This is a genomic window from Pandoraea sp. NPDC087047 (assembly GCF_044745225.1).
Classification (GTDB): Bacteria; Pseudomonadota; Gammaproteobacteria; order Burkholderiales; family Burkholderiaceae; genus Pandoraea.
Window position 1 is genome coordinate 254013 of the sequence record NZ_JBIUZU010000004.1, and the last position, 16649, is coordinate 270661.

The window sequence follows — 16649 nt, forward strand, 5'->3', positions numbered from 1 at the left end:
CACTTTGTGGCGCGTGCCGGGACTTTGCATAACGCGTCAGTCAGACGAGATATTCGATATGGCTGACTCGATGGCCGTCGCCTCGTTGCCGGAACTCTGACGCAGCGGCAGTTCCGGCAGACGGCCGAGTGCGACGATGGCCAGGGCGGCAATGAGCGCGCTGCCACCGAAGAATGCACCGAAGGCGAGCCGCAGATGATCTTCCATCCCGGCGGGGGCACCGCCCGGTCGCAGGAAGTCGGTAAGCTCGTGAGGCCCGCTCCCGCCATCGCCCGACACCAGCAAGCCCACGATCAGCGCCCCGAACATGGCCACACCGATCATGCCGCCGAGCGCGCGGAAGAACGCGTGTGCAGCGGTGGCAATGCCGATGTCACGCGGCTCGACCGCGTTTTGCGTCGCCACCGTCATGACTGGCATGGCCGAGCCGAAGCCGATTCCCACGAGTGCGAGGCACAGCCCGATGGCCAGGAGCGGCAACGATTGCACGCCGAGGGTGATGATCGCCAACCCCGCGAACGCCACCGGCAGACCGATCTGCGGCGGACGCTTGTAATGTCCTGTCTTGCGCATGTAATGCCCGGCGCTAAGCGCGCCGGCCACGATGCCCAGCAGCGGCAGGATCAGCATCAGCCCGGAGCGGCTGGCCGACTCGCCGCGCTGCAACTGCAAGTAAAGCGGCACATAGATGCCGATGCTGATGTTGACCATCATCACCAGCACGGCCATCACCGAAGTCATCCGGAACACCGGATTGGCGAGCAGCGTGACCGGCAGCAGCGGTTCGCGCACGGTGCGCTGATGCCGCAGGAACACCGCCCCGATGACGATCGCGGCCACCACCAGTGCGCCGATTTCCGCCGATAGCCACGCGTAGCGATGTCCGCCCCACGTGAGCGCCAGCAGCAGGCAGACGGTCGCCACGATCAGCAGCAGCGAGCCGAGATAATCGATGCTCGGCTTGCCCGCGCGACGCGGCAGACGTCGCAGCGCCCGGTCGCTCAGATAGATCGCGAGCAAGCCCAGCGGAATGTTGATCCAGAAGATGAGCGTCCAGTTCAGATATTGGGCGAACACGCCGCCCGTCACCGGCCCGGCTACGCCGGAGACCGCGAACATCCCCGAGATGTAGCCCTGATACCGGCCACGCTCGCGCGGCGAGACGATATCGGCAATTACCGTATTGGACAGCGCGATCAGCCCGCCGCCGCCCAGGCCCTGCACGCCGCGCGCGAGAATCAGCGCGAGCATGCTCGGGGCGAGTGCGCACAGCACCGAGCCCACGAGGAACACGGTGACGCTCACTGCGATGACGACACGCCGTCCGAACAGATCGGAGAGCTTGCCGACGATGGGCGTGATGGCGGTCGAGGAGAGCAGGTAGGCGGTGACGACCCACGAAACGGCGTCGAAGCTGCCGAGATCCCGCGCGATGGTCGGCAGTGCGGGCGCGACGATGGTCTGATCGAGCGAGCCCAGAAACATGATGAGCAGCAGACCGGTGAGGATCGACTTGACCTCGGCGGGCGTGAGCGAGACGCCGGACGGCGTCGTCGGTGAGTCGTTGGCGGGCATGCGGACGGATAGAAACGGACGCTGAGGGGCAAAAAACAAGCCGTCCCGGCGGGGACGGCCTGATTCGTGTGAAGCATGTTACTCCCGCGGGGGCCGCCAGGCCAACCGGCCAACGGCCCCGCGGATCAGTTATTCACGAGCCGCGCGGGCACCGCCAGCGTCAGCAAGCCACCGAGGATCATGAAGACCGTGAGCAGGAACATGCCGCTGTTGGTGCTCTGGGTGGCGTCCTTGAGAAAGCCGATCAGATACGGGCCGACGAAGCCCGCCAGATTGCCCAGCGAGTTGATCATCGCAATACCGGCGGCGGCCGCCGTGCCGCCCAGAAACGCCGTGGGCAAGCTCCAGAACAACGGCAGCACGATCATGATGCCCATCGTGGCAAGCGTGAGCGCGACCATGGCGAGCTGCGTGTTGTGGCTCCACACCGTCGAGAGGAACAGGCCGATGGCGCCGAGGAACGCGGGAATGGCGATGTGCCAGCGTCGCTCGCCGCGCAGATCGGAGCGGCGTCCGACCAGCACCATCGCGATCACCGCGAAGAAGTACGGAATCGCGGTGAGCAGGCCGATATGCAGCGGATCGGTCACGCCCGTGCTCTTGATGATCGTCGGCAGCCAGAAGCCCACGCCGTAAAGCCCGATGACGAACGAGAAGTAGATGAGGCTCATCATCCACACGCGCGGGCTGGAGAACACCCGACGCAGCGGCAGATCCTCCTTGCTGAGCACGTCGCTCGCGATGTTGCGCTCGAGCATCGACTTCTCGGCTTCGCTCAGCCACTTGGCGTCGCGAATGCGGTCGTCGAGCACGAACAGCACGGCAATGCCGATCACCACTGACGGAATCGCTTCGAGCAGGAACATCCACTGCCAGCCCGCGAGACCGTTCACGCCGCTCATGTCCTTGAGAATCCAGCCCGAGAGCGGTCCGCCGATCAGGCCTGAGAGCGCCACGGCCGTCATGAACCATGCCGTCATGCGCCCGCGCCGCGAGGCCGGATACCAGTACGTGATGTACAGGATGATGCCGGGGAAGAAACCGGCTTCGGCCACGCCGAGCAGGAATCGCATGACGTAGAACATCGACGGCGTGCTCACGAACATCGTCGCGCCCGAAATGATGCCCCACGAAATCATGATGCGAGCGATCCACACACGGGCGCCCACGCGGTGCAGGATCACATTGCTTGGCACTTCGAAGATGAAATAGCCGATGAAGAAGATGCCCGCACCGAGACCGAACACCGTCTCGGAGAATTGCAGGTCGCCGACCATCTGCAACTTGGCGAAGCCCACGTTCACGCGGTCGAGATACGCGACCACATAGCACAGCAGCAGGAACGGAATCAGTCGCCAGCCGACCTTGCGGTAGGTGGCCGTTTCGAAGTCCGCCGATGACGCGTCGGTCATGGGCGAGGGGGGCGTCGGAACGCTGTTCATACGGATCTCCTCCGGATTGACGTTGTGTGTTGTCTAGTTATGTTGTGAGTGCGACAACTACGGGTGCTACCGACTGCTAATCAATGATGACCGATGCCGTGAGTCCTCAGATACAGCGCCCTCCATCGACTTCAAGGCACACGCCGGTGATGAATGCGGCGTCGTCGCTGGCGAGATAAAGACAGGCGTTGGCAATGTCCTGCGGGGTGGAGAAGCGCCCGAGCGGAATGCCTGCGAGAAACTTGGCGCGGTTCTCGGGGGTGTTGGGCACGCCCATGAATTCGGCCGTGAGGCCCGTGTCGCCAATCACCGGATTCACGCAGTTCACGCGAATGTTCTGCGGGCCGAATTCGGCGGCCATCGCCTTGCTCGCGGTAATCACGGCGCCTTTGCTGCCGTTGTACCAGACGAGCCCCGGGCGCGGTCGCACACCCGCCGTCGACGCAATGTTGATCATCACGCCGCCGCCGCGCTGCTGGAAATAGGGGATGACGGCGCGCGCGCTCCAGAAGAGGCTCTTGACGTTGACCGCATAGACGCGATCGAACTCCGCCTCCGTGACTTCGAGCAGCGGCTTGTTGCGGTGTGTGGTGCCCGCGTTGTTGACCACGATGTCGAGTTGCCCGAAGCCTGTGACGGCTTCGCCGAGCAGCGTGACGTGATCGTCCTCGCGAGAGACGTCGCCGTACACGAACGTGGCGCGCCCACCGGCGTCGGTAATGTCTGCGGCCACGCGCTCACCGGCTTCGCGATTCAGATCGTTGACGATGACGGCCGCGCCTTCACGCGCGAACGTTTTGGCAATGCCTTCGCCAAAGCCCGAACCGGCGCCCGTGACGATGGCCACTTTTCCTTGCAAACGCATGCCTGGTCTCCCCGTGAGAATCAACCGTGCCGGATGGCAACCGTCTTGAGTGTTGTGAATCCGTAAAGCGCTTCGAAACCCTTTTCGCGGCCGTGGCCGGAATGCTTCACGCCACCGAACGGCAGCTCCACACCGCCGCCCGCGCCGTAGTTATTGATGAAGACCTGTCCCGCGCGAATGTGGCGCGCCATGCGCATCTGCCGTGAGCCATCGCGTGTCCACACGCCGGCGGCCAGACCGTACGGGGTGCTGTTGGCCAGCCGGACGGCGTCGGCTTCGTCGCGAAACGGCATGGCGGCGAGCACCGGACCGAACACCTCTTCGCGTGCGAGACGGTGGTTATCGGGCACGTCGCGCAGCAGCGTCGGCGCCTGATAGAACCCGGCCTGCGGCGCGCTGCCTACGACTTCGCCCTGCGACATCACGGCAATGCCGTCGTGCTGCGCTTCGGAGAGGAAGTCCCACACGCGCTGTTGCTGACGCGCATTGATGAGCGGGCCGAGATCGAGGTCGTCGAACGACGGCCCCACGCGCAACTGTGCGAAAGCCTCGGCCAGATGCGCGAGCACCATCTCGTACGCGTCGTGCTGCACGAGCAGACGGCTGCCTGCCGAACACGTTTGCCCCGCGTTCTGCACGATGGCATTGACGACGACGGGCAGCACCGCGTCCATATCCGCGTCGGCGAACACGATCTGCGGCGACTTGCCACCGAGCTCAAGCGTGACCGGCGTGTGGTTTTCGGCGGCCATCTGCGAAATCAGCGTGCCGGTTGCGGGCGAGCCGGTAAACGAGATGTGATCGATGCCCGGATGCCGCGCGAGCGCCGCACCGGCCTCTGCGCCGTAGCCCGTCACGATATTGAGCGCGCCCGGCGGCAGCCCCGCTTCCAGCGACAGCTCGGCCACGCGCAGCAGCGACAGGCAAGCGTCTTCCGCGGGTTTGACGACGCAGGCATTGCCGGTCGCCAGCGCCGCAGCCACGCTGCGCCCGAAAATCTGCAACGGGTAGTTCCAGGGAATGATGTGACCGGTCACGCCATGCGGCTCGCGCACGGTAAACACGGTGAAGCCCTGCTGATAGGGGATCGTCTCGCCATGCAGCTTGTCGGCGGCGCCCGCATAGAACTCGAAGTAGCGAGCGATGGCCGCAGCGTCGGCGCGGGCCTGCTTGAGCGGCTTGCCGGTGTCGCGCGCTTCGAGTTGCGCCAGTTCCTCGTGATGCTTCGCGAGGCGGTTGGCGAGCGCGTAGAGCCTCCGGCCGCGCTCGGCGGCAGCCATGTGTCCCCAGTCGCCTTCGAACGCTGCGCGCGCCGCGTTGACCGCACGGTCGATGTCTTCGGCGTCGCCTCGGGCGATTTCGGTAAAGGGCTGTCCGTCGGAGGGATCGATGACGGGAATGACGGCACTGGCGGACGTGGCGGAAACACCGGCGCGCTTGGCGGGGGCGACCCACTGATTGCCGATGAAGTGTGTAGCTTCGGGCATGTCGACTGCACCTCGCTTAACGAGTGAACTCGGGGCTGACCTTGGGTATCGCCTCATTATCACTTAACTCATGAGGGCGTTGACCGTCGTATGGGGCACATCCGCATAAACACCTAAAACGATCGCATTGCAATTAAAGATATTTTATTGCAATTTTTTCTCGCCTATCCTTGATCACAACGAATCGCCAGACGGACGTCTGGTATGGCACTACCGCTCGCCGCGTACGGTCTCAGATGACGACGGAAACGCGAGGCGAGCCAGTCGAACCGAAGCATTCAGGAGCAGGCAGGCAATGAACGACGCAGTGACGCACGAGACGCTGTTGACCCGGTTGCAGGATGTGCTTGGCATGGACGCCGTGCTCACCGGCGAGCCCGATACCGCCGGTTACACGGAAGACTGGCGCGGACGCTACCGCGGCGAGGCCTTGTGCGTCGTGCTGCCGTCGTCCACCGCGCAGGTGAGCGACATTGTGAAGCTGTGTGCGGCTGCCGGTGTGCCCATCCTCCCGCAGGGCGGGAACACCAGCCTGTGCGGCGGAGCGGTACCGCCGACGCTCGGCCCGGCCCCCGTCATTCTGAATCTGGCGCGCATGCGCCATATCCGCCAGGTCGATGCCGCCAACGGTTCGATGATCGTCGAGGCCGGGTGCATTCTGAAAACCGTGCAGGATACGGCGGCCGACGTCGCACGCCTGTATCCCGTGAGCCTCGGCGCCGAAGGCTCCTGCCAGATTGGCGGCACGCTCTCGACCAATGCGGGCGGCACCAGTGTGCTGCGCTACGGCAATACCCGAGAGAACGTGCTGGGTCTGGAGGTCGTGCTGGCCGACGGCACCGTCTGGGACGGCCTGCGCGCGCTGCGCAAGGACAACACGGGCATCGATCTCAAGCATCTGTTCATCGGCGCGGAAGGCACGCTGGGCATCATCACGGCGGCAGCGCTCAAGCTGCACCCGCTACCCACGCATCACGCCCTCGCCTGGTTCGCCCCGCGTGACCCGGCCGCCGCGCAGCAGATTCTCGGCATGTTCCAGAACGCCTGCGGCTCGCGTCTGTCGGCCTTCGAAATCATGAATCGTCACCAGCTCGACCTGGTGCTGGCCAACGTGCCGAACCGCCGCAATCCGCTCTCGGGCGCGCATGCGTGGCACGTGCTCGTGGAGTTGGGCGACACGCGCGACGCCGAAGGGCTCGAAGCGGTGCTCACCGAAACGCTGGGCGACGCCATCGAGCAGGGCCTGGTCGAAGACGCCGTCATTGCCGCGAACGAAACGCAGCGTGCCGATCTCTGGGAAGTGCGTCACAGCGTGAGCGAGGCGAACAAGAAGGCCGCCATCGGTCTGACGACGGACTGCGCCGTGCCGGTCTCGAGCGTGCCCGAATTCATCGAAGCCTCCACGCGCGCGGTGCATGCCATCGTGCCGGGGCTGGACATCGCCATCGTCGGCCATATGGGAGACGGCAATGTGCACTTTATCCCGATGTTCTCGTTCGCCGCGTGGGCGGCGCTCGCCGATAGCGCGGCGATGGGCGACGCCATGCGCGCCTGTGTCAACGACGTCGCGGCGCGCCTGTCGGGCACGTTCAGCGCAGAGCACGGTGTCGGCCAGACGGGCCTGCCGCTCATGCAGCGCTACAAGGCGCCTGCCGAACTTGCGCTGATGCGCACGGTGAAGGCCGCGCTCGATCCGCACCAGTTGCTCAATCCGGGACGTCTCGTTCCCTGAACCGTTTCACGCACTTCACCCGATTCACGTTTTGCTGTTTGTTTTGCCATAACTGCGCGCGCGGCGGCTGTGCCGAAGTTGCGGTCCGTCGCCGCGCCCACCCTCCCAGTCAAGACCGGAGACCATGATGAAACGCAAGACCTCTGCAAGCCCGCTCGATACCTCCGATAACAACGCAGCGACGCTCGCACAACCGGGCCGTCGCACGGCCATGAAGACGGCCATCGTCGGGGCGGCTGCCGTCGCGTTCCCGTTCGTGTGGACGCCCTCGCGCGCCGCGACCAAGCGCATTGTTGTGCGCGACGACGGCGGCATCTACACGAAAGCGTACGACGCCGTGTACTACAAGCCGTTCGCCAAGGCGACGGGCATCGAGGTCGTCGGCGTGCAGGCCAACGCAGAGCCGACCGCGCAGATCAAGAGCATGGTGGAAGCCGGCAGCTACACGTGGGATATGGCGAAGATCAGCCAACCCGCGATCCTGTTGCTGACCTCGGGGGGCAAGGAGTATCTGGAGCGTCACGGTCTGGAAGCCGACCCGACCATCGCCAAGATTCCGAAGCAGTACATGTCGCCGTTCGGCGTGGGCACCAACGTCTACTCGACCGTGCTCGCCTATCGCACCGAAGCCTTCAAGGGCCGCAAGGCGCCGTCGTCGTGGGCCGATCTGTGGAACGTGAAGGACTTCCCGGGCCGCCGCTCGATCCGCAAGTATCCGTTCGACACCATCGAAGAAGCGCTGCTGGCTGACGGCGTTGCCGCGGGCGCCGTCTATCCGTGCGACTTCGACCGCGCGTTCAAGAGCCTGGACAAGATCGCCAAGCAAGTCGCCGTGTGGTGGACCACCGGCGCGCAGGTCGAGCAGATGCTCGGCTCGGGCGAAGTGGATCTGGTCGCCACGTGGGCCTCGCGTGCGCAGTCGGCACAGGCCAACGGCGTGCCCGTCGAGATCGTGTGGAACCAGAACATCTGGGGTTGCGACAACTGGTCGATCCTCAAGGGCACGCCGAACGCTGCGGCTTGTCGCGAGTTCATCAAGTTCGCGAGCGATCCGAAGCGTCAGGCAGAACTGGTCAAGTACTTCCCGGCCGGCATGACGCAGCCCGAAGCGTTCAACTATGTGAAGCCGGAAATTGCGAAGAACTGCCCGACGTTCCCCGAGAACATGAAGAGCGGCGTGCACATCAACGCGCAGTTCTGGCAGCAGAACCAGAGCGTCGCGCTCGAACGTTTCAACCGCTGGATCCTGACCTGATCCTCACCTGCCGTTCCGTTTCACGTTTTTTGGGGTGCTGATCTCATGACCGTTGCTAATCTTCAAGTCTCGGGCCTGTCCAAGCGTTACGGCGATTTCGTCGCGCTGGCGCCGACCAATCTCGATGTCGCCCAGGGCGAATTCCTGACCTTGCTCGGCCCCAGCGGCTCGGGCAAGACCACGTTGCTCTCGCTCATCGCCGGTCTGTCGCAGCCCGATGCGGGCGCTATCCGCATCAATGGGGCCGATGTCACGTACGGTGCGCCGTACGAGCGCGACATCGGCATGGTGTTCCAGAACTACGCGCTGTTCCCCCACATGACCGTGGCGGAGAACATCGCGTTCCCGTTGCAGATGCGTCGCACCGACGCACAGGCCGCTCGCAAGATGGTCATGAACGCGCTGGAAATGGTGCATCTGCCGCATGTGGCGGAGCGCTATCCGCGCGAACTCTCGGGGGGGCAGCAGCAGCGCATCGCACTCGCGCGCTGCATGGTCTACCGTCCGTCGATCATTCTGATGGACGAGCCGCTGGGCGCGCTCGACAAAAAGCTGCGCGATCATATGCAGCTCGAAATCAAGCGCATTCACCGCGAGCTCGGCACCACCATTGTGTACGTGACGCACGATCAGGAAGAAGCGATGACGATGTCCGATCGCATTTGCCTGATGAACGCCGGGGAGATCGCGCAACTGGGCACGCCGGACGATCTGTACTTCCGTCCGAAGAGCGTGTTCGTGGCCGACTTCCTCGGTGAGTCCAACCTGCTCGACGCCACCGTGCTGGAGCGCGCCGGCGATCAGGTGCGCGTGGCGATGCCGGGTGTGCAGGCCCCCGACGGCGCAGGCGCCATGGTCTATGATCCGCAGGTCGAGCGCGGCCGTACGGTCAAGCTGATGCTGCGTCCGCAGAACCTGCATATCCATGACGCGCAGACCACGCCCGAGGGCGTGGCGACGATCTCGGCGAAGCTCACCGACATCATGGTCACCGGCGGCATGACGAAGCTGTATCTGCAATCGGCAGTGGCCGGCGGGGATACGGGCAAGTCGCTCGTGGCGGCGTTCCCGACGCATCGTCAGGGCAACCGCTTCGAAATCGGTCAGACGCTGGGCCTCGCCTGGCGCGCCGACGACGCCGTGGCGATCGCGGGGTAAGCCATGAGTGCATCTGCCATGGTTCGTCCTTCGTCCCCCCATCCCTCCCAGCCGTCTCAACCTGTCCCGCCGGCGCCGCGCCGCTCACGCTGGCGTGCGCGCGTGCGTCCGCTGCTCATGGCCGCGCCCATCGTCATTCTGCTGGCGGTGATGCTGATTTATCCGGTCGGCCAGTTGCTGCTGCTGAGCATTCGCGGCGAGAACGGTTTTACGCTTGCCGAATATCAGCGTTTGTTCGCCTCGTCGGTGTATGTCGAGGTGTTGCTCATCACGCTCAAGGTCTCGCTTTACACGACCCTCTTCGCGGTGCTCACGGGCTATCCGATTGCCTATCGGCTATCCACGCTCACCGGCGCGCGCAAGCAGCGTCTGCTCTTCTGGCTGCTGCTCTCGTTCTGGACGAGCTTTCTCGTGCGCACGTTCGCGTGGGTGGTGATACTCGGCCGTAACGGCGTGATCAACCGCACCCTGCTCGATCTCGGTCTGATCGACCAGCCGCTCTCGCTGCTCTACAGCTTCCCCGCCGTGGTGCTCGGGATGGTGCATGCGCTCATGCCGCTCGCCGTGCTCACGATGCTCTCCGTCATGGAGAACATCGACCGTCGTCTGCCGAGCGCGGCCTCGACGCTGGGGGCGCGGCCCGGCACCATGTTCTGGCGGGTGTATTTCCCGCTGTCGCTGCCGGGGGTGGCGGCCGGTGCGCTGATGGTGTTCGTCACGTCCATCGGCTTCTTCATCACGCCGACGCTGCTGGGCGGGCGTCATGACACCATGATCACGCAGCTCATCATCGATCAGGTGATGCAGGCGCTGAACTGGGGCTTTGCCGGGGCGATTTCGGTGCTGCTGCTCGCGGTGGTGCTGGTGGTGTTCTTCATCTACGACCGCATGGTCGGCCTGTCGACGATGGCCGGCGGCGCGGGCGACGTGAAGGCGGGCAAGCGCCGTGGCGGCTGGACCCGCTCGCTCGGCGAGAAGGTGCTCGCCGCGTTGGGCGGCGCCACCGATCTGCTGCTGCGTGCGATGCCGCGTCACAAGGGCGAGCAGGGCGACGGGCTCGTGCTGCGCGTGATTGTCTTCTTGCTGGTCGTGTTCCTCGCTGCACCTGCGTTGCTGATGATTCCGATGTCGTTCGACTCGGCCTCGGGGCTCGCATGGCCGCCGAAGGGCTTCTCGCTCCAGTGGTATCAGCAGATCTGGGATTCGCCGCTGTGGATGCAGGCCGTCACGCGCTCGATGCTCGTGGGGATCGGTGCCGGCCTGCTGTCGATGCTGATCGGCACGCCCGCGGCCTTCCTGCTGGTGCGCGGCGGCATGCGCGGCAAGTCGGCCATGCTCGCCTTCGTGCTCGCTCCCATCGTGGTGCCGCGCATGATCCTGGCCGTCGGCGTGTTCTATTTCTTCGCCAAGGTCGGTCTGGTCGGCTCCAGCGTGGGGCTGACGATTGCGCACACGGTCGTGGCCGTGCCGTACGTCGTCATCACGATGATGGCGGTGCTGCGCAACTACGACACGCGTCTCGATCTGGCGGCCTACAGCCTCGGCGCACGCCCCTGGGCGACGCTGCGTCGCGTGACGTTCCCGATTCTCGGCGCGGGGCTGCTGTCGTCGTTCCTGTTCGCGTTCGCCACCTCGTTCGACGAACTCACGATTGCGCTGTTCACGTCGGGCGGCTTGTCGACCACTTTGCCCAAGCAGTTCTGGGACGAAATCACGATGCAGATTTCGCCGGTGATCGCCGCCGTCTCCACGTGTCTGTTCCTTTTCATCGCCGCACTGATCTGGGTGGCCGAGCGTCTGCGCCGTCGCAGCCTCGCCACCTGATGCGGTATCCGATTCCAACGAACTCACGATTCACGGACGTTTAACTCATGCTTCGTTCCGCACAACTCAAGGGCATTCTCCCGGCGATTCCCACGCCGGTGAACGCCGACGACACGATTCATACCGACGCCGCACGTGCGCTGATGCGCTACTTGCTGGGGCAAGGCATTGACGGCGTGGTGCCGCTGGGCGGCACCGGCGAGTACGGTGCGCTCTCGCGCGCCGAGCGCGTGCACATGGCCGAACTCACGGCGCAGGAAGTGCGGGCGCACGGCCGCGACGTGCCGGTGATCGCCGGTGTGCTCGACCCGGGCTATCACGACGCCATCGAAGCCGGGCGCGACTTCGCCGCCGCCGGTGCCGACGGTCTGCTCGTGCTCACGCCGTACTACACGAACCCGACGCAAGCCGGTATTCGCGACTACTTCCTGCGCTACGCCGACGAGTCGCCGCTGCCGATCCTGATCTACGAGATTCCGTATCGCACGCGTATCGCGATCGCGCCGGAGGTGCTGCACGAGCTGTCGCGCCACGAGAACATCATCGGCATGAAGGCGTGCAACACGGATATGTGGCATTTCCTTCGCACCATCGCCGGTGTGGACGAGTCGTTTGCCGTGCTGAGCGGCGAAGACACGCTGTTCCCGCTGCATGTCGCCGCAGGCGCGCGCGGCGGCATTGTGGTGACGGCGTCGCTGCTGCCCACGGCCTGGCAACGCATCTTCGCGCTGGCCTCGCAAGGCAAGACCGCCGAAGCGCTGGAACTGCATCGCTCGCTGATTCCGCTGATGAATCTGGCGTTCGCCGAGACGAACCCCGGCCCGATGAAGTCGGTGATGGATCTGATCGGTGTGAAGGCCCCGGCCATGCTCGCGCCGCTCGTGCCGCCCGCAGCTGGCCTGTCGGCGGAGTTGCGCGAGGAACTGACCCGTCAACTGGCGATTTTTGAAGGACGCTGAGTCCGCCGAGAACGTGAGGCGCGCTGAAGTGACGGGCGGCGACGCTCGTCACTGCCCGCCACCGCCCGCCGCCGTGCGGCGGGTAACGCCGGAGGGCTTAGCGGCGGAACGTCGACAGTCGCGACTTCGAGATCGAGGTCGCAGCGACCTGAATGTGCGGGGCGAGTTCGGCTTCTGCGCGCTCACGTGTCCAGCGCGAGGTCGGTACCGAGATGTTGATGGCCGCCACGGCGTGACCGTCGTGGTCGGTAATCGGGGCGGCGACCGAAATGTCGCCCATCACGGTTTCGTTCTCGACGATGGCATAGCCGCGACGTGCCGTCGTCTGAATACGTTCGACGAGCTTCTTTTCGTCGATCAGCGTGTACGGCGTCATCGGTTCGAGCGCGGTGCTCGCGAGAATCTCGCGCACGCGGGGGTCCGGCAGACGGGACAGGATCGCGATGCCCGAGGCCGTGAACATCGCGGGCAGACGCGCGCCCACCACGATGTCGATATTCACCAGATGCTGTCCGGGAAAGCGCGCGACGAACACGATCTCGTGACCGTCCAGTTCCTGCAGATTGGTCGTCTCGCCGACGCGCCGGCTGATGTCGAGCAGATACGGCGAGGCTTTGTCGACCAGCTCGTTCGCGCGAATGTAGTTGTACGAGAACTGCAAGACCTTGGTCGTGAGCCCGTAAGTGCGGGTGTCGGGCACGCGATAGAGATAGCCGAGCGCTTCGAGCGTGTGCACCAGCCGTTGGGTGGCGCTGCGATCGAGACCCGCCGCCTTGGCGATGTCGCTCAGCGCCATGTACCGCGCGGGGCCATCGAAAGCGTGTAGTACCTGAAACGTCTTCTCCGTCGAGCCGACGAAGAGCGAGGAGCGCGGCGCAGCGGTGGCCGACGAGTCGGTGTCGCTGGCGGATTGGGCGGAGGCGTCTTGGACAGAGCGCGACGACCCGGCAGGTGAGCGCGGCATGGGGTGTGCGAGTGTGTTCGGATTGTAATGATTGTGATTGTAATGCAATTGTTTGTGCCCAAGTAGCGAACTTTGCCTGACGGCAGGGCCGGTGGCACCGATCGAGACCGCGTGGCGAACACGATCGCCGCGCGGAGACATGAGGACAGGGGGAGCAATGCACGCATTTTCCTGCGTGGAGGATTACCGCCGGGCTGCCCGGCGGCGTCTGACGAAGCTGGCGTTCGATTATCTGGAGGGCGGCGCGGAAGATGGCGACGCGCTGCGCCGCAACCGCGATGCGTTCGGTCAGTGGGGCTTTGCGCCGCGCGTGCTGAGCGATACGTCGCAAACGTCGAGCGCGACGACGTTCTGGGGACGCGAAGCCGCCGCGCCGATGGCCGTCGGACCGACCGGGCTCAACGGCTTGTTCTGGCCGCGCGCCGACGAGTTGCTCGCGCGTGCTGCGGCCGATGCCGGACTGCCGTTCGTGCTGTCGACGGCGTCGACGTCGCTGCTCGAAGACGTGCGCGCCGCCGTCCCGGACGGCGAATTGTGGCTGCAACTCTACGTGCAGCAGGATCGTCGCATTGCCGAGAGCATGATGCGGCGGGCGCGCGAGGCGGGCTTTCGCACCCTCATGCTGACCGTCGACACGCCGGTGCACGGCAAGCGCGATCACGACACGCGCAACGGCTTCAGGCTGCCGCTGCGGTTGACTCCGCGGCTCGTGGCGGACTGCATGCGGCATCCGCACTGGAGCTGGCAGATGTTGACGGGCGGCGCGCCGCAGTTGCGTAACATCGCGCAGAGCGTGGGCGAGCGGGCCGATCTGGCGAGGCACGCCGCGATGCTGAGCCGTCAGATGGACTTGTCGCTGAGTTGGGACGATCTGTCGTGGGTGCGGCGTCACTGGCCGGGGGAAGTACTCGTCAAGGGCATTCTGACGGTGGACGACGCCCGGCAGGCGCAAGCCCATGGCGCTGACGGCATCGTCGTCTCCAATCATGGCGGACGGCAATTGGGCAGCACGCTCGCGCCGGTCGAGGTGTTGCCGACGATCGTCGACGCGTTGAGCGCCAGCGCGCCGGCCATGTCTGTTTTCCTCGACGGCGGCGTGCGGCGGGGGGCTGACGTGGCCAAGGCCGTCGCGCTGGGGGCCAAGGGCGTGTTGCTCGGGCGTGCGCCGTTGTACGGTGTGGCCGCACGCGGCGGGCAGGGCGTGGCCGGGGTGCTGGCGCTATTGCTCGGCGAATTGCGCACGACCATGCAACTGCTCGGGTGCGCCAGTGTGGACGCGCTCACGCCGCAGCGGCTGGCCAGGCTGCCGTCTCTGCAGACGAACGAAGCGGGCCGGGCAAATCAGGCAAACCCGCTATAATGTTTCGCGCCCGATTGCCGTCGGGCGGCGTGGCATCCGGCAGGTTGGCGGGCGTGCACGCCGTGCGGCGGCATGCCCTTTTTCATACACAGGAATGCCATCATGAGCTTCAACCACGTGCCTGCCGGTAAGGACATCCCCACCGATTTCAACGTCATCATCGAGATCCCGGCGCAAAGCGACCCGGTGAAGTACGAAGCCGACAAGGATCTGGGCCTGCTGGTCGTTGACCGCTTCATCGGCACGGGCATGCGTTACCCGGCCAACTACGGCTTCATTCCGCAAACGCTGGCGGGCGACGGCGACCCCGTCGACGCGCTGGTTGTGACCCCGTTCCCGCTGCTGGCCGGCTCGGTGGTTCGCTGCCGCGCACTGGGCATGCTCAACATGACCGACGAGTCGGGCGTGGACGCCAAGCTGGTGGTCGTGCCGGTCGACAAGATCTGCCCGATGACGGCACACATGAAGTCGATCGACGACGTGCCGGGCTACCTGAAGGACCAGATCAAGCATTTCTTCGAGCAATACAAGGCGCTGGAGAAGGGCAAGTGGGTCAAGGTCGAAGGCTGGGAAGGCATTGAAGCCGCCCACAAGGAAATCGTCGAGGGCGTGGCTAACGCCAAGAAGTAAGCGACGTTCCGCCATCGTTGCGATGGTGGTTCGTGGCGCCGCGTGTCGACGCCAGCAAAACCCGGCCGTGTGCCGGGTTTTTTGTTGGCCGCCTGAAAGCCGCGCCAAGTTCGGCGACAATGGCTGCCAGTTCGGGAATTTCAGATCCATGGCCAGACGTCTTTGCGTCGCGGCCAGCAGGATCGCAGACGAGGTGAGCGGTGAGCAGCGACGTAGTCATCCGTGTAGTGCAATCGATTGAAGACGTGCCGGCCGACGCGTGGAACGCGCTCGCGGGCGACAACCCCTTCGTGCAGCACGCTTTCCTGCATGCCATGCATACGACGGGATGCGCGTCGAAGCGCACCGGCTGGCAGCCGGCCTATCTGCTCATGCATGCCGGCGACGTGCTGGCGGGCGCCATGCCGCTTTACGTCAAATCGCATTCGCGTGGCGAGTACGTCTTCGATCACGCCTGGGCCGACGCCTTCGCGCGCCACGGTCTCGAGTACTACCCGAAGCTGCTGTGCGCGGTGCCGTTCTCGCCGGTGACAGGCCCGCGTCTGCTCGCGCGCACGCACGCCGACCGTGTGGCGTTGGCGCGTGGCGCGATTGCCTTCGCGAAACAACTGGCGTTGTCGTCCATCCACGTGCTGTTCACGCACGACGACGATCTGGCGGCGCTCACCGAAGCGGGCTATCTGCTGCGCGAAGGCGTGCAGTTCCATTGGGAGAATCCGGGCTTCGCCACGTTCGACGACTTCCTCGCGCAAATGAACCAGGAAAAGCGCAAGAAGATGAAGCAGGACCGTCGGCGCGTGCGCGAGGCAGGCGTCACGTATCGGTGGCTGCGCGGCGCGCAGATCGACGCCGCAGCGCTCGACTTTTTCTATCGGTGCTACGACAACACCTACCGCGAGCACTGGAATGCGCCGTATCTGAGCCGCGAGTTCTTCGGGCAGGTGCACGCAACGATGCCCGACACGCTGCTGCTCGTGGTGGCCGAGCGCGACGGCGAGCCCCTGGCGTGCGCGCTCAATGTGGTGAGCGGCAACACGATGTACGGCCGCTATTGGGGCACAACGGATTTCGTCTCCGGCATGCACTTCGAGACGTGCTACGCGCAGGGCATCGAATACTGCATCGCCCACGGACTGCGCAGCTTCGAGGGCGGGGCGCAGGGCGTGCACAAGATGTCGCGCGGGCTGTTGCCGACGCCCACATGGTCCGCTCACTGGATCGCCGACGCGCGCTTTGCCGAAGCCATCGAAGATTTTCTCGACCGGGAGACGTCGGCGATGGACGAGCATATCGGCGAGCTCGAAGCGCATACGCCGTTCAAACGTCCGGCGCCCTGACGGGCTGCGCATGCGGTATCGCGTGGAGTGTCGTATGAGGCGAGCCCCGGCAAGGCGGGGC

The 16649-nt window shown here is 65.1% G+C and carries 13 protein-coding genes; 8 read left to right on the plus strand and 5 right to left on the minus strand.

Annotation, left to right across the window (positions count from 1 at the left end; translation table 11 throughout):
* Window positions 1-36: 36 nt before the first annotated feature.
* The 4 genes from ACIPHM_RS09150 to ACIPHM_RS09165 form a co-directional block, all read right to left on the minus strand.
* Window positions 37-1575, minus strand: coding sequence for an MDR family MFS transporter (locus ACIPHM_RS09150; protein WP_400327122.1), 1539 nt, complete (start codon window positions 1573-1575; stop codon window positions 37-39).
* 125 nt (window positions 1576-1700) lie between these two features.
* The gene (locus tag ACIPHM_RS09155; RefSeq protein ID WP_400327123.1) at window positions 1701-3017 is read right to left on the minus strand and encodes an MFS transporter; all 1317 of its coding nucleotides are present in this window, start codon (window positions 3015-3017) and stop codon (window positions 1701-1703) included.
* 106 nt (window positions 3018-3123) lie between these two features.
* The gene (locus ACIPHM_RS09160; protein WP_400327125.1) at window positions 3124-3882 is read right to left on the minus strand and encodes an SDR family oxidoreductase; all 759 of its coding nucleotides are present in this window, start codon (window positions 3880-3882) and stop codon (window positions 3124-3126) included.
* 20 nt (window positions 3883-3902) lie between these two features.
* A complete protein-coding gene (locus ACIPHM_RS09165) occupies window positions 3903-5369 on the minus strand; it encodes an aldehyde dehydrogenase family protein (protein ID WP_400327126.1) in 1467 nt (488 codons plus the stop codon).
* A gap of 295 nt (window positions 5370-5664) precedes the next feature.
* On the opposite strand from ACIPHM_RS09165, the gene ACIPHM_RS09170 reads away from it, so the two are divergent.
* The 5 genes from ACIPHM_RS09170 (at window position 5665) to ACIPHM_RS09190 (ending at window position 12297) form a co-directional block, all read left to right on the plus strand.
* On the plus strand, window positions 5665-7101 hold the full coding sequence (locus ACIPHM_RS09170) for an FAD-binding oxidoreductase (protein WP_400327127.1): 1437 nt from the start codon (window positions 5665-5667) through the stop codon (window positions 7099-7101).
* A 211-nt stretch (window positions 7102-7312) separates the two neighbouring features.
* Window positions 7313-8356, plus strand: a complete 1044-nt coding sequence (locus tag ACIPHM_RS09175) for an ABC transporter substrate-binding protein (RefSeq protein ID WP_400327490.1) — start codon at window positions 7313-7315, stop codon at window positions 8354-8356.
* 45 nt (window positions 8357-8401) lie between these two features.
* Window positions 8402-9514, plus strand: a complete 1113-nt coding sequence (locus tag ACIPHM_RS09180; protein WP_400327129.1) for an ABC transporter ATP-binding protein — start codon at window positions 8402-8404, stop codon at window positions 9512-9514.
* A gap of 117 nt (window positions 9515-9631) precedes the next feature.
* On the plus strand, window positions 9632-11338 hold the full coding sequence (locus ACIPHM_RS09185; RefSeq protein ID WP_400327491.1) for an ABC transporter permease subunit: 1707 nt from the start codon (window positions 9632-9634) through the stop codon (window positions 11336-11338).
* Window positions 11339-11385: 47 nt separating this feature from the next.
* Window positions 11386-12297, plus strand: coding sequence for a dihydrodipicolinate synthase family protein (locus ACIPHM_RS09190; protein ID WP_400327131.1), 912 nt, complete (start codon window positions 11386-11388; stop codon window positions 12295-12297).
* Window positions 12298-12394: 97 nt separating this feature from the next.
* On the opposite strand, the gene ACIPHM_RS09195 is transcribed toward ACIPHM_RS09190, so the two are convergent.
* Complete coding sequence (locus ACIPHM_RS09195) at window positions 12395-13261, minus strand: IclR family transcriptional regulator (RefSeq protein WP_400327133.1); 867 nt, start codon at window positions 13259-13261, stop codon at window positions 12395-12397.
* Window positions 13262-13418: 157 nt separating this feature from the next.
* Here ACIPHM_RS09195 and ACIPHM_RS09200 point away from each other — a divergent pair, with 157 nt between their 5' ends.
* The 3 genes from ACIPHM_RS09200 (at window position 13419) to ACIPHM_RS09210 (ending at window position 16588) form a co-directional block, all read left to right on the plus strand.
* Complete coding sequence (locus ACIPHM_RS09200) at window positions 13419-14621, plus strand: alpha-hydroxy acid oxidase (RefSeq protein WP_400327135.1); 1203 nt, start codon at window positions 13419-13421, stop codon at window positions 14619-14621.
* Between the two features lie 102 nt (window positions 14622-14723).
* A complete protein-coding gene (ppa, locus tag ACIPHM_RS09205) occupies window positions 14724-15251 on the plus strand; it encodes an inorganic diphosphatase (RefSeq protein ID WP_400327137.1) in 528 nt (175 codons plus the stop codon).
* A 200-nt stretch (window positions 15252-15451) separates the two neighbouring features.
* The gene (locus ACIPHM_RS09210; protein WP_400327139.1) at window positions 15452-16588 is read left to right on the plus strand and encodes a GNAT family N-acetyltransferase; all 1137 of its coding nucleotides are present in this window, start codon (window positions 15452-15454) and stop codon (window positions 16586-16588) included.
* Window positions 16589-16649 lie beyond the last annotated feature (61 nt).